12 protein-coding genes are annotated in these 13148 nt (G+C 68.5%); 10 read left to right on the top strand and 2 right to left on the bottom strand.

Translation table 11 applies throughout. The features are described 5' to 3' along the window. Nucleotides 1–287: 287 nt before the first annotated feature. On the top strand, nucleotides 288–1850 hold the full coding sequence (locus WMK75_RS03945; RefSeq protein WP_347266354.1) for a 2-isopropylmalate synthase: 1563 nt from the start codon (nucleotides 288–290) through the stop codon (nucleotides 1848–1850). A 26-nt stretch (nucleotides 1851–1876) separates the two neighbouring features. On the opposite strand, the gene WMK75_RS03940 is transcribed toward WMK75_RS03945, so the two are convergent. Then, nucleotides 1877–2707 (bottom strand): glycosyltransferase, encoded by an 831-nt coding sequence (locus tag WMK75_RS03940; RefSeq protein WP_347266353.1) that lies wholly within the window; start codon nucleotides 2705–2707, stop codon nucleotides 1877–1879. 236 nt (nucleotides 2708–2943) lie between these two features. On the opposite strand from WMK75_RS03940, the gene WMK75_RS03935 reads away from it, so the two are divergent. From WMK75_RS03935 to WMK75_RS03895, 9 genes are all read left to right on the top strand, one after another. Further along, a complete protein-coding gene (locus WMK75_RS03935; protein WP_347266352.1) occupies nucleotides 2944–3978 on the top strand; it encodes a rod shape-determining protein in 1035 nt (344 codons plus the stop codon). Nucleotides 3979–3991: 13 nt separating this feature from the next. Continuing rightward, nucleotides 3992–4918: a rod shape-determining protein MreC gene (gene mreC / locus WMK75_RS03930; RefSeq protein ID WP_347266351.1), complete on the top strand. Its 927-nt coding sequence runs from the start codon at nucleotides 3992–3994 to the stop codon at nucleotides 4916–4918. Continuing rightward, nucleotides 4911–5447 carry a rod shape-determining protein MreD gene (locus WMK75_RS03925; protein WP_347266350.1) on the top strand — a complete coding sequence of 179 codons (537 nt, stop codon included), beginning with the start codon at nucleotides 4911–4913 and terminating at the stop codon, nucleotides 5445–5447. Before mreC ends, WMK75_RS03925 begins: the two co-directional genes overlap by 8 nt. 3 nt (nucleotides 5448–5450) lie before the next feature. Continuing rightward, complete coding sequence (mrdA, locus tag WMK75_RS03920) at nucleotides 5451–7394, top strand: penicillin-binding protein 2 (protein WP_347266349.1); 1944 nt, start codon at nucleotides 5451–5453, stop codon at nucleotides 7392–7394. Nucleotide 7395: 1 nt separating this feature from the next. Continuing rightward, entirely contained in the window at nucleotides 7396–8538 is a 1143-nt protein-coding gene (gene rodA, locus WMK75_RS03915; protein ID WP_347266348.1) for a rod shape-determining protein RodA, read from the top strand. A 12-nt stretch (nucleotides 8539–8550) separates the two neighbouring features. Beyond that, nucleotides 8551–9471, top strand: a complete 921-nt coding sequence (locus tag WMK75_RS03910; protein ID WP_347266347.1) for an NAD(P)-dependent oxidoreductase — start codon at nucleotides 8551–8553, stop codon at nucleotides 9469–9471. Nucleotides 9472–9582: 111 nt separating this feature from the next. Then, nucleotides 9583–11004: a mannose-1-phosphate guanylyltransferase/mannose-6-phosphate isomerase gene (locus WMK75_RS03905; protein WP_347266346.1), complete on the top strand. Its 1422-nt coding sequence runs from the start codon at nucleotides 9583–9585 to the stop codon at nucleotides 11002–11004. Nucleotides 11005–11083: 79 nt separating this feature from the next. After that, a complete protein-coding gene (locus tag WMK75_RS03900; RefSeq protein WP_347266345.1) occupies nucleotides 11084–12052 on the top strand; it encodes an ABC transporter substrate-binding protein in 969 nt (322 codons plus the stop codon). Nucleotides 12053–12094: 42 nt separating this feature from the next. After that, nucleotides 12095–12706: a YitT family protein gene (locus WMK75_RS03895; RefSeq protein ID WP_347266344.1), complete on the top strand. Its 612-nt coding sequence runs from the start codon at nucleotides 12095–12097 to the stop codon at nucleotides 12704–12706. Between the two features lie 10 nt (nucleotides 12707–12716). On the opposite strand, the gene WMK75_RS03890 is transcribed toward WMK75_RS03895, so the two are convergent. Beyond that, nucleotides 12717–13043, bottom strand: a complete 327-nt coding sequence (locus WMK75_RS03890; RefSeq protein WP_347266343.1) for an ArsC/Spx/MgsR family protein — start codon at nucleotides 13041–13043, stop codon at nucleotides 12717–12719. Nucleotides 13044–13148: the final 105 nt, after the last annotated feature.

Below are 13148 nucleotides of genomic sequence, written 5' to 3'. Positions count from 1 at the left end.
AGGGGCGGCGCTGGCTGCATCGCGCCCCGTTTCATCGCCGCGGCGGGGAAATTGCCCCGGGGGTGTTTTTTCGGCTTTTCAACCGCGCAGCGCTGGTCCTATAGTCCCGGCCATGATGCGGAGCAGACAGATCATTGCCACGGCCCGGGACGCGCGCAACGGCGCGCGTATTGCCGTGCAGCTTCGCGGTCTTCTTCTTCTGACGCTGCGCTGAGCGGGTCTTCCGGGCCGCCGCTCAGACAGGTTCGCGCCCGGACACCCTGACAGCGCAAGAAGGACCAGCAGCAATGACCGACAAGAACCGCGTATTGATCTTTGACACCACCCTGCGCGACGGCGAGCAGTCGCCCGGCGCGACGATGACCCATGACGAGAAGCTGGACATCGCCGAGATGCTGGACGACATGCGCGTGGACATCATCGAGGCGGGCTTTCCCATCGCCTCGGAGGGGGATTTCGCCGCCGTCAGCGACATCGCGAGACGCGCGCAGAACGCGGTGATCTGCGGGCTGGCGCGGGCGCAGATCCCCGACATCGACCGCTGCTGGGAGGCGGTGCGCCACGCGAAACGCCCGCGCATCCACACCTTCATCGGCACCTCGCCGCTGCATCGCGCCATTCCGAACCTGGACATGGACCAGATGGCCGAGCGCATCGAACAGACCGTGACCCATGCCCGCAACCTGTGCGACAACGTGCAATGGTCGGCCATGGACGCCACAAGGACCGAGCACGACTATCTGTGCCGCGTGGTCGAGATCGCCATCCGCTGCGGCGCCACCACCATCAACATCCCCGATACCGTGGGTTATACTGCGCCCTCGGAATCGGCCGATCTGATCCGCATGCTGCTGGAGCGGGTGCCGGGCGCCGACGGGGTGATCTTTGCCACGCATTGCCACAACGATCTGGGCATGGCCACGGCCAATTCGCTGGCCGCGGTCTGCGCCGGTGCGCGCCAGATCGAATGCACGATCAACGGTCTGGGCGAGCGGGCCGGCAATACCGCGCTGGAGGAAGTGGTGATGGCGCTGAAGGTTCGCCATGACATCATGCCCTATGCCACCAATATCGACACCACCAAGATCATCGGCCTGTCGCGGCGGGTGGCGCAGGCCTCGGGGTTCGTGGTGCAGCCGAACAAGGCGGTGGTGGGCAAGAACGCCTTCCTGCACGAATCCGGCATCCATCAGGACGGGGTGCTGAAGAATGTCGAGACCTTTGAAATCATGCGCCCCGCCGACATCGGGTTGAACGAGGCCAATATCGCCATGGGCAAGCATTCGGGCCGCGCGGCGCTGCGATCCAAGCTGCACGATCTGGGCTTTGATCTGGGCGACAACCAGCTCAAGGACATCTTCGTGCGCTTCAAGGCGCTGGCCGACCGCAAGAAGGAGATCTTCGATGAGGATCTGGTCGCGCTGATGCAGGACAGCGCCGCCAATACCGAACACGACTTCCTTCAGGTCAAGCACCTGCGCGTGGTCTGCGGCAGCGACGGCCAGTCGGCCGACCTGACGATGATCGTGGGCGATGCCGAGAAATCCGTGCACGCCGAGGGCGATGGGCCGGTTGACGCCTGTTTCAGGGCGGTGAACGCGATCTGGCCGCATGAGGCGCGGCTGCAGCTTTACCAGGTCCATGCAGTGACCGGCGGCACCGACGCCCAGGCCACGGTCAGCGTGCGCATGGAGGAGGACGGCCGCATCGTCACTGGCCAGGCCGCCGACACCGACACCATCCTCGCCAGCGTCAAGGCCTATGTCGGCGCGCTGAACCGGCTGAAGGTGCGGCGTGAGATGGTCGGCGAAGGCGCCGACGCCAAGCAGGTCAGCATGTATTCGCACTGACGGGCGCAGGCAGGCGAAAGGGCGACCTAGGCCGCCCTCTTTCGCTGCGCGAACCCCAGGTCTATGTCGCGCAGAAAGGGGAAATCCTCGGCCAGTTCGCACTGGAAGGCCTCGGGCGACAGCGGCTCGAACCATTTCGGAAAGCGGGCGACGATGGTTGCGACGGAATCGCCCTCGTCCCAGCGCGTCAGCACATAGCCATTGCCCGAGTTGTCGGTGAAAGCCGGGAAATGCCTTGGCAACTGGAAATGGTGGTAGGCATAGATGCAGCGGCCCGGCCCGCGCATCCTGACTGCCGCCCCGGCCGAGACAAAACTCTGATGCGTACGCCAGAAGCTGACCGGCTCGTGGTCATAGCTGCCCAGGGCCAGACCTTGAGGAAAGCTGAGGGCAAAGCCCGGCAGGTCGGCAAATCGCCGCGCATGGCCGCGCAGGCGCGCGACATGATGACGGCTGAGCGCGTCATCGTCATCGAGGCGGAACTGAACCACCGACCGGCCCGCCGCCTCCGCCGCCGCCAGCAGATGCTCGCGCAGCGCGTTGCGGGTGTCGCGCGTGTCTGACAGGATCAGCCTGATCTGCGGCACGCCGGCACAAAGGTCGCGCAGCCGCTCCAGCCACGGCGCCGGCAATTCGGGCGAGGTCAGGATCCAGAAGCTGAAATCCGCATCGGTCTGCGCCCTGATCGAGGGCAGGCAAAGCGTCTCGAAGGCGGCGAAACGGCGTTCCAGCCGCGAAGGCGCATAAAGCATCCCGGCGCGGCGGGCGATGGCGCCAGCGGTGCCCTGCGAACTTCCGACCCAGTCGCATCTGCCCAGAAAGGAAAACCGGCAGATACCGACGATATCATCACGCAATTCAACCCTCCTTGCGGCCCGGTCGCCGGCGGCACCCTATGTGGCCCACCCCGCGGGATCAAGCAGGCACCCGCGGGGCGCTGCATGGGCAAAGTTTCCGGTTTTCCCCCGGCCCGGCACAGCCTATACCTGCGCAATCTCCGGCTGCGTGACTCGTCGGGGCAATCGGGCAAGGGCCGTCGGGACAACGATGGCCGAACCGCCGTCGCGGCAGGGACGGCAGAAGGGATTTTCACATGGCCTTTGGCGGGTTGTTTTCGACCGATATCGCGATTGATCTGGGGACGGCGAATACGCTGATCTATGTCAAGGGCAAGGGCGTGATCCTGAACGAACCCTCGGTCGTGGCCTATCACGTCAAGGACGGCAAGAAGCAGGTCCTGGCCGTGGGCGAGGACGCCAAGCTGATGCTGGGCCGCACCCCCGGCAGCATCGAGGCGATCCGGCCGATGCGCGACGGCGTCATTGCCGATTTCGACAGCGCCGAGGAAATGATCAAGCATTTCATCAAGAAAGTGTTCAAGCGCACCACCTTCAGCAAGCCCAAGATCATCGTCTGCGTGCCCCACGGCGCCACTCCGGTCGAAAAGCGCGCCATCCGCCAGTCGGTGCTGTCGGCCGGCGCCCGCCGGGCCGGGCTGATCGCCGAACCCATCGCCGCCGCCATCGGCGCCGGCATGCCGATCACCGAGCCGACCGGCAGCATGGTCGTGGACATCGGCGGCGGCACCACCGAGGTCGCGGTCCTGTCGCTGGGCGATGTGGTCTATGCGCGCTCGGTCCGCATCGGCGGCGACCGCATGGACGACGCGCTGATCAACTACCTGCGGCGCAACCACAACCTGCTGATCGGCGAGGCCACGGCCGAGCGCGTCAAGACCCAGATCGGCACCGCCCGCATGCCCGACGATGGTCGCGGCGCCACGATCCTGGTGCGCGGCCGCGACCTGCAGAACGGCATCCCCAGGGAAATGGAGGTCACCCAGGCCATGGTCGCCGAGGCGCTCTCGGAGCCGGTGCAGCAGATCTGCGAGGCGGTGATGGTCGCACTTGAGGCGACGCCCCCCGACCTGGGCGCCGACATCGTCGATCGCGGCGTGATGCTGACCGGTGGCGGCGCCATGCTGGGCGAACTGGATCTGGCGCTGCGCGAGCAGACCGGGCTGATGGTCAGCCTGGCCGATCAGCCGATGCACTGCGTGGCACTGGGCACCGGCAAGGCGCTGGAATTCGAAAAGCAGCTGCGCCACGTGATCGACTACGACAGCTGACCGGTCCCGGCCGATGGCGCGCAAGGGCCCTGATTACGCGGCTCCGGTCCGCCGCATCCTGGTATCGCTGCTGGTGCTGGTGCTGCTGTCGGTCTTTCTGTTCTGGCAGATCGACAGCCCGCGGGCCGAGCGCATGCGTGCGGCCATCGTTGACCGTTTCGTGCCCGGCTTCGAATGGGCCATGCTGCCGGTCACCCGCCTGTCGCGCATGGTCGCCGGGTTCCAGTCCTATGCCCGGCTTTACGAACAGAACCGCGAATTGCGCCGCGAATTGCAGAAGATGTCCGCCTGGAAAGAGGCCGCCGTGCAGCTGGAGCAGGAAAACGCCAAGCTGCTGGCGCAGAACAACGTGCGAATCGACCCGGCGCTGACCTCGGTTTCCGGGGTGGTGCTGACCGACAGCGGCACGGCCTTTCGCCAGTCGGTGCTGCTGAACGTCGGCGCGCGCGACGGCATCCTGGACGGCTGGGCCACGATGGACGGGCTCGGGCTGGTCGGGCGCATCTCGGGCGTGGGCCGCACCAGCAGCCGGGTGCTGTTGCTGACCGATCCCTCCAGCCGCATCCCGGTGACCATCCTGCCCTCTGGGCAGCATGCGCTGATGGGTGGCGACAATACCGCCCTGCCCGCGCTGGAGTTCATCGAAAGCCCCGAGGACATCCGCCCGGGCGACCGCGTGACCAGTTCCGGCGATGGCGGCGTGTTCCCGGCCGGCCTGCTGGTCGGCCAGGTGGCGCAGGCCAGCGACGGGCGGCTGCGCGTGCGGCTGGCCGCCGATTACGGCAGGCTTGAATTCCTGCGCGTGCTGCGCAGCCACCCGGCCGAGCGGCTGGGCGATACCGGCTTGCTGATCCCGCCGCCCCAGGCCGAATTCATCGGCCCGCCGATGCCGCCGATGCCGCCGATCAGCGCCGCGCCCGCCGGGGCCGGCGATGATTGAGCCCGCGCGCCGCCAGCGCCTGGCCGGTCAGGCCCTGTTCGCGGCACTGTTCCTGGCCATCCTGTTCTGGCGCCTGCTGCCGCTGCCGCTGGCGCCGGGTCGGGCGGCCTGGCCGGGGCCCGACCTGGGGCTGTGCCTGGCGCTGCTGTGGGTGCTGCGCCGCCCGCAGAATCTGCCGGTGCTGACCGTGGCGCTGCTGTTTCTGGTCGCCGACGTGCTGCTCATGCAGCCGATTGGCCTCGGCGCCGCCATCGCGGTGATCGGCACCGAGGCCGCACGAACGCGCGAGCAGCGTTGGCGTCAGCTGCCGTTCATGGTTGAATGGCTGCGTGTGGCGATCCTTCTGGCCCTGATGATGCTGACAAACCGTTTCCTGATGAGCGTGACCTTCCTGCCCCTGCCGGCGCTGGGCATGGTGATCGTGCATTATCTGGCCACGGTCGCCGTCTATCCGCCGCTGGCCGGGCTTTGCGCCTGGGCGCTGGGGCTGCGCCGCAACCCGGCCGAACGCGCCCCGGGGCATGGCTGAGCCATGCGCAGATCGGACAAGGACATCGCGGAAAGCAGCCGGCTGATCACCCGCCGCGTCTTGATGCTGGGGGTGATCCAGGCGGCGGTGGTCTCGGTGCTGGGGCTCAGGCTGCGCTCGCTGCAGCTTGACCATGCCGACGAGTTCCGCCTGCTGGCGGACGGCAATTCCATCAAGATCCGGCTGCTGCCGCCGGCGCGCGGGTTGATCCTGGACCGCAACGGCACGATCATCGCCGGCAATGAACAGAATTATCGCGTGACCCTGACGCGCGAGGAGGCGGGCGATGTCTCGGCGGTCATCGCCGGCCTGCGCCGCATCATCCCGATGACCGACCGCCAGGCCGCCGAGATCCTGGCCGAGATCCGCAAGCGCAGCGCCGTGACCCCGGTCATGGTCGCCGACCGGCTGAGCTGGGCCGAGTTTTCCTCGATCGCGCTCAATACCCCGGCCCTGCCCGGGGTGGCGCCGGAATCGGGCCTGTCGCGCAGCTATCCGCGCGGCGGGGATTTCGCGCATGTGCTGGGCTATGTCGGGCCGGTCTCGGATTTCGACCTGTCGCGGATCGAGAACCCCGACCCGGTGCTGCGCCTGCCCGAGTTCCAGCTGGGCAAGGTCGGCATGGAGGCCAAGCTCGAGGAGGTGCTGCGCGGCAAGGCTGGCGCGCGCCGCATCGAGGTCAACAGCGTCGGGCGCGAGATGCGCGAACTGTCCCGCCAGGAGGGCGATCAGGGCGCGACGGTGCAGACAACGCTGGACGCGGGGCTGCAGAACTTTGCCACGCAGCGGCTGGGCAGCGAAAGCGCCGCCGCCGTGGTCATCGACGTGACGAACGGCGACATCCTGGCGATTTCCTCGTCGCCGGTCTTCGATCCCAACAAGTTCGTGCGCGGCATCTCGGGGCCGGACTATCGCGCGCTGATGAACCACGACCACCGGCCGCTGGCCGACAAGACCGTGCAGGGCGCCTATCCGCCGGGCTCGACCTTCAAGATGGTGACGCTGCTGGCCGGGCTCGAATCGGGGGTGATCAACCCCGGCTCGCGCTTTTACTGCCCCGGCTCGCTGCAGGTTGCCGGCCGCCGGTTCCATTGCTGGAGCCGCGGCGGTCACGGCACCGTCAATACGGTCCAGAGCCTCGAGCGCTCCTGCGATGTCTTCTATTACGAACTGGCGCAGCGCGTCGGCATCGACCGCATCGCCGCCATGGCGCGCAAGCTCGGGCTGGGCGTGCGCCACGACCTGCCGATGTCGGCCATTGCCGAGGGCATCGCCCCCGACCGCGCCTGGAAGCGCGCCCGCTACAACCAGGAATGGCAGTTGGGCGATTCCATCAATGCCTCGATCGGCCAGGGCTATGTGCTGGCCTCGCCCCTGCAGCTTGCGGTGATGACGGCGCGCATCGCCACCGGGCGGGCGGTGGCGCCGCGGCTGGTGCGCGCGGTGGACGGGGTGGTGGCCCCGGTGCCGGACTGGCCGGACCTGGGCATCGGCCCCTTGCACCTGCGCACCGCCCGCGCCGGAATGGATGCGGTGATGAACGGCAGCCACGGCACGGCGCGGCGCGCGCGCATCCTCGCGCCGGAATGGCAGATGGCGGGCAAGACCGGCACCTCGCAGGTCCGAAACATCACCGCGGCCGAGCGCGCGCGCGGCGTGATCTCGAACGACCAGCTGCCATGGGAGCGGCGCGACCACGCGCTGTTCGTCTGTTTCGCGCCCTTCGACATGCCGCGCTATGCCGTCTCGGTGGTGGTCGAACACGGCGGCGGCGGCTCGGCGGTGGCGGCGCCGATCGCCCGCGACATCCTGCTGTTCGCGTTGGCGGGCGGCCTGCCACCGCTCTCGGCCTATCCCGAGAGCGAGCGCGCCAAGGTGCAGGAGATCTGGTCGAAGATGAACCTGATCCGGCCCGAGCCGGCCAGGACCGTGCGGGCGCGGGCCTGACATGGGCTATCTGAACTATCAGGTCACGCATGTCCCGACCGGCTGGCGCAAGGTGCTGCACCTGAACTGGCCGCTGGTGTTTCTGGTCACCGCCGTCAGCTGCATCGGCTTTCTGATGCTTTATTCCGTTTCGGGCGGCGACATCGACCGCTGGGCCATGCCGCAGATCCAACGCTTTGGCGTCGGCATGGCGCTGATGCTGGCGCTGGCCTTCGTGCCGATCTGGTTCTGGCGCGCGGTCGCGGCCGCGGCCTACGGCTTGTGCCTGCTGCTGCTGGTGCTGGTCGAGGTGATGGGCGATGTCGGCATGGGGGCGCAGCGCTGGCTGGTCTTGGGGCCGCTGCGCATCCAGCCGTCGGAGCTGACCAAGATCGCCTATGTGCTGATGCTGGCCGCCTATTACGACTGGCTGCCGGTGGAAAAGGTCTCGCGGCCGCTGTGGGTGCTGATCCCGGTGCTGCTGATCCTGGCGCCAACCGGGCTGGTGCTGATGCAGCCCGACCTGGGCACCTCGGTCATGCTGGTCGCCGGGGGCGGCATCGTCATGTTTGCCGCCGGCGTCAGCCTGTGGTATTTCGGCGCCGTCATCGCCATGGTGGCGGGCCTTGTCACCGCGGTGATGAAAAGCCGCGGCACCGACTGGCAATTGCTGCACGACTATCAGTTCAAGCGTATCGACACCTTCCTCGACCCCGGCTCGGACCCCTTGGGGGCGGGCTACAACATCATGCAGGCGCAGATCGCGCTCGGCTCGGGCGGCTGGTCGGGGCGCGGCTTCATGCAGGGCACGCAGTCGCGGCTGAACTTCCTGCCCGAGAAGCACACCGATTTCATCTTTACCTCGCTGGCCGAGGAATTCGGCTTTGTCGGCGCCATCTCGCTGCTGGCGCTTTACGTGCTGATCCTGGGATTCTGCCTGCATTCGGCGCTGAGCAACCGCGACCGCTTTGCCAGCCTACTGACCGTCGGCATCGCCGGCACGTTCTTTCTTTACTTCGCCATCAACATGGCGACGGTGATGGGCATGCTGCCGGCCAAGGGATCGCCCCTGCCGCTGGTCAGCTACGGGGGGACCTCGCTGATGATCCTGCTGATGGGCTTTGGCATCGTGCAGTCGGCGCATGTGCACAGGCCGCGCGGTTAGGTGGCCGCGCGGATGAGGGTGCTGTTCGCCGCCCCCGCGCAGCTGTGGGACGCCTGGTCCCCGGCCCTGCGCGCCGCCTGCCCCGAGATGGAACTGTGCCGCGCCGGCGATCCGGCGGGCTTTGACGCGCTGATCTATGCCCCCGGCTATCCCGAGGACGGCGGCACGCTGGATTTCACCCCCTTCACCCGCGCCCGCCTGGTGCAAAGCCTCTGGGCCGGGGTCGAGCGCATCGTCACCAACCCGACGCTGACCCAGCCCCTGTGCCGCATGGTCGATCCGGGCCTGGCGCTGGGCATGGTCGATTACTGCGCCGGCTGGGCGCTGCGCGCGCATCTGGGCATGGACCGCCACGCCCAGGACGGCATCTGGCGCCATGACGCCGTGCCGCCGCTGGCGCGCGACCGCGCCGTCACCGTGCTGGGCATGGGCGAACTGGGCCGCGCCGTCGCGCTGGCGCTGGCCGGGCTGGGGTTCCGGGTCGCGGGCTGGTCGCGCTCGGGCCGGCCGGTGCCGGGGATCGAGGTCATGCCCGCCACGATGCTGCCCGCAGCGTTGGCCCGGGCCGAGATCCTGATCTGCCTGTTGCCCGACACCCCGGACACCCGCGACCTGCTGGATGCCCGGCGGCTGGCGCTGCTGCCGCCGGGCGCCACGCTGATCAATGCCGGGCGCGGCACGCTGATCGACGATGCCGCGCTGCTGGCGGCGCTGGCCGGGGGCCGGCCGGCGCGGGCGGTGCTGGACGTGTTCCGCACCGAACCCCTGCCCGCGGATCACCCGTTCTGGCACGATCCCCGCGTCACCGTCACCCCGCATGTCGCGGCCGAGACCCGCCCGGCCACCGCCGCCCCGGTCGTGGCCGCGAACCTGCGCCGCGCCATGCGGGGCGAGCCGCCGCTTTACCTTGTGGACCGCCGGCGCGGCTATTGACCCCAGTCCGGCGCGAAACCCGCTGCCGGCAGGCAGGCGCAACTTGCACGAGAACCGCGCCCGGTTGATAACAGGGCAAGGCAAACGGCCCCGGCCCGATGGAGTGACTTGATGACGATTACCCCCGTTCTTCTGGCAGGCGGTTCCGGCACCCGGCTTTGGCCGGTGTCGCGCAAGAGCTTTCCCAAGCAGTTCGCGCCGCTGGTGGGCGAGGAAAGCCTGTTCCAGGCCTCGGCGCGCCGGCTGTCGGGGCCGCGTTACGGCGCGCCGGTGGTGATGACCAATGCCGATTTCCGCTTCATCGTGGCCGAACAGCTGGACCAGATCGGCATTGCGCCCGCCGCGATCCTGATCGAGCCCATGGGCCGCAACACCGCTCCCGCCATCCTGGCTGCGGCGCTGGACGCTTTCGAGCGGGACCCGGACGCGGTGCTGCTGGTCGCACCCTCGGATCACGTCGTGCCCGATGCCGAGGGCTTTGGCCGCACCGTCGATCTGGGCCTGCCGGCGGCGCGTGCCGGCCGCATCGTCACCTTCGGCATCACCCCCACTCGCCCCGAGACCGGCTATGGCTATATGGAGGCCGAGGGCAGCGGCGCCGGCCCCCTGGCCCTGAAGCGCTTTGTCGAAAAGCCGCAGGCCGAAAAGGCCGCGCGCATGATCGCCCAGGGCAATTACCTGTGGAACGCCGGCATCTTCCTGTTCGCTGCCCGCACCATGATCGAGGCGTTCCGGGCGCATGCCCCCGAATACCTGATCCCGGTGCAGGCGGCGCTGACCGAGGCGCGCCCCGACCTGGGCTTTCTGCGCCTGGCGCCCGAGCCATGGGACCGGCTGCCCGATCTCTCGATCGACTATGCGGTGCTGGAAAAGGCCGGCAACCTGTCGGTGGTGCGCTTTTCCGGGCATTGGTCGGATCTGGGCGGCTGGGACGCGGTCTGGCGCGAGGAACAGGACGCGGCGCCGGCCGAACGCGGCGCCGTCACCGATGCGCGCTCGACCGCCATCGATTGCGACAATGTGCTGCTGCGCTCGCAGCACGAGGGGCTCGAGGTGGTGGGCATCGGGTTGCGTGACATGATGGTGGTGGCCACCAATGACGCGGTGCTGGTCGCGCCCATGGATCGCGCGCAGGACGTGCGCCAGGCGGTCGCCGCGCTGAAGGACAAGGGCGCGCGCCAGGCGGAATCCTTTCTGCGCGACCACCGCCCCTGGGGCTGGTTCGAGACGCTGGCGCTGGCCGAGCGCTTTCAGGTCAAGCGCATCGTGGTGAACCCTGGCGCGGCGCTGTCGCTGCAGTCGCATTTTCACCGCTCGGAACACTGGATCGTGGTCTCGGGCACCGCGCGGGTGACCGTGAACGAGGTGGTGACGCTGGTCACCGAGAACCAGTCGATCTATGTGCCGCTGGGCGCCGTGCACCGCATGGAAAACCCCGGCAAGGTGCCGATGGTGCTGATCGAGGTGCAGACCGGCGCCTATCTGGGCGAGGATGACATCATCCGCTACGAGGATGTCTATTCCCGCGGCTGATCGCGGCTTTGTGCGGCGCGCTTGCTTGCCGGCGGTCCGGGGCGCGGCTAACCATGACGGCGCTGGAACAGGGGCCGCAATGATAAGACAGCTGATCCTGGCCGCGATGCTGGCGCTGGCCGCATCGGGCGCCGCGGCCGCGGAACTGGCGGTGCAGCTTCGCGGCCCGACGCTGGCCGCATCGGCCGGCTACCACCTGGCGCATGCGCGCGGCTATTACGCGGACGAATCGCTGCAGGTCACGCTGCTGCCGCCCTCGGACGGCCCGGCGCTGGAAAGCCTCGCACGCGGCGAGGCGCAGCTGGCGGTGGAGTGGCTGCCCGCGGCGCTGGTGGCGCGCGAACATGGCCTGCCGCTGGTCAATATCGCCCAGGTCTTTGCCCGCCCGGCGCTGCGGCTGACCTGCAATGGCGATGCCGGCGTCGCCGAGGCCGGCGACCTGCGCGGCAAGACCGTCGGCAGCCGCTTTGGCGGCAGCGAACTGCCGCTGCTCGCCTGGTTGAACCGGCTGGGGCTGCGGTCCGACGGCAGCCTTTCCGGGGTGGCGCTGCTGAACCAGGGCGAGGGGGACGCGATGCTGCGCCAGAAACAGGCCGATTGCATCAGCACGCTGCGCCACGATCCGCCGGGCCTGCCGGACACGGTGACGCTGGATCCCGCGACCCAGGGCGCCGCACTGCTTGAGGACGGGATTTATGTCCTGGCCCCGCTGCTGGCCAAGCCCGGGATGGACCGGCAACTGGCGGGTTTCCTGCGCGCCAGCATGAGGGGCTGGCACGAGGCCCTGGCCGATCCCGAGGCCACGGCGCACCTGCTCTTGGGCCCCGATCCCGACGCCGGGGCGCTGGCGCACAACACCCGCATGCTGCGCGACATGGCCGGCATCCTTGCCCCCGGCTTTCGTCCCGACGAGGCGGCGCTGCGCCATGGCATCGACACCCTGCTGGCCGGCGGACCGCAGGCGGTGCTGGCCCGCCCGCCCGAGGGCGCGCTGACCCATGCCATCCGCGACATCGCGGCGCAGCCGCAGGTGGCGCAAACCCCGTGATCCCCCCTTGCCCTTGGCCGCCGGCCCGGGCATGAGGCGCGCATGCCAGATCCAGCCGAGACGAAGAAACACACCGCAATCGAGGACGCCCAGGGCCTGGCCTATGGCAGTTTCATGGCCGCCGTCGGCATTTTGCTGCTGACGCATCTGGGCTTTGTCACCGGCCAGACCGCAGGGCTGGCGCTGCTGATCTCATATGCCAGCGGCTGGGGCTTCGGCCCGGTGTTCTTCGTGGTGAACCTGCCCTTCTACTGGCTAGGCTACCGCCGGCTCGGCCTTGCGTTCATGGTGAAAAGCTTTCTTGCCGTCGGGCTGATGTCGGCGCTGGCGGCGTTCCTGCCGCCGGTGCTGCAATTCGGCCATATCCATCCGGCGATCGGGGCGGTGATGATCGGCTTCATCTCGGGCTCGGCGCTGCTGGCGCTGTTCCGGCATGGCGCCTCGCTGGGCGGCATCGGCATCGTGGCGCTTTACCTGCAGGACCGCACCGGATTCCGCGCCGGCTGGACGCAGATGATCGTCGATGCCGCGATCTTTGCCGCCGCGCTGGCGCTGCTGCCGGACTGGCGCGCCGTCGCCTGGTCCTTTCTGGGCGCAGTGGTGCTGAACCTGGTCATCGCCATCAACCACCGCCGCGACCGCTATATCGCCTGAGGTCGCCGACTTACGCCGCCACCCCCAGCGCGCGTTTGACATTCGCGGTCCAACCCAGCAGCCGCTGCCCCTCGACGATGATCGCCGGCCGCTTCATCAGCGCCGGGCGCGCCGACAGCATGGCCAGCGGCGTGGCGGCGCGCTCTTCCTCGGACATGGCGCGCCAGGTCAGGCTGGCGCGATTGACCAGCCTTTCGCCGAAACCCGCGATCATCTGCTGCCATTCGCTGTTCGACAGGGGCGCGGTCCTGACATCGCGAAACAGCACGCGCCAGCCTGCGGCCTCAAGGTCGGTCAGCGCTTTCTGGCAGGTGGAACAGTGGGCAAGGCCAAACATCTCAAGTTGTTTTTGCATCAGATCAACGGCACCAGCGGCACGTCGCATCCGGCAAGGGCCAGAAGCGCGGCAAGGGAAAAGAGCAGTCTCATCCTTGGGTCCTTC

The organism is Paracoccus sp. (in: a-proteobacteria) (genome assembly GCF_039808215.1).
Lineage (GTDB): Bacteria > Pseudomonadota > Alphaproteobacteria > Rhodobacterales > Rhodobacteraceae > Paracoccus.
The sequence above is the reverse complement of the archived record's forward strand: the minus strand, read 5'-3'. Positions and strand labels throughout refer to the sequence as shown.

What these genes read in the sequence shown, in the direction of transcription:
- WMK75_RS03945 (WP_347266354.1), top strand. Translation starts at nt 288, where the DNA reads ATGACCGACAAGAACCGCGTATTGATCTTTGACACCACCCTGCGCGAC.
- WMK75_RS03900 (WP_347266345.1), top strand. Translation starts at nt 11,084, where the DNA reads ATGATAAGACAGCTGATCCTGGCCGCGATGCTGGCGCTGGCCGCATCG.
- WMK75_RS03905 (WP_347266346.1), top strand. Translation starts at nt 9,583, where the DNA reads ATGACGATTACCCCCGTTCTTCTGGCAGGCGGTTCCGGCACCCGGCTT.
- WMK75_RS03890 (WP_347266343.1), bottom strand. Translation starts at nt 13,043, where the DNA reads ATGTTTGGCCTTGCCCACTGTTCCACCTGCCAGAAAGCGCTGACCGAC.
- rodA (WP_347266348.1), top strand. Translation starts at nt 7,396, where the DNA reads ATGGGCTATCTGAACTATCAGGTCACGCATGTCCCGACCGGCTGGCGC.
- WMK75_RS03935 (WP_347266352.1), top strand. Translation starts at nt 2,944, where the DNA reads ATGGCCTTTGGCGGGTTGTTTTCGACCGATATCGCGATTGATCTGGGG.
- WMK75_RS03925 (WP_347266350.1), top strand. Translation starts at nt 4,911, where the DNA reads ATGATTGAGCCCGCGCGCCGCCAGCGCCTGGCCGGTCAGGCCCTGTTC.
- WMK75_RS03895 (WP_347266344.1), top strand. Translation starts at nt 12,095, where the DNA reads ATGCCAGATCCAGCCGAGACGAAGAAACACACCGCAATCGAGGACGCC.
- mreC (WP_347266351.1), top strand. Translation starts at nt 3,992, where the DNA reads ATGGCGCGCAAGGGCCCTGATTACGCGGCTCCGGTCCGCCGCATCCTG.
- WMK75_RS03910 (WP_347266347.1), top strand. Translation starts at nt 8,551, where the DNA reads ATGAGGGTGCTGTTCGCCGCCCCCGCGCAGCTGTGGGACGCCTGGTCC.
- mrdA (WP_347266349.1), top strand. Translation starts at nt 5,451, where the DNA reads ATGCGCAGATCGGACAAGGACATCGCGGAAAGCAGCCGGCTGATCACC.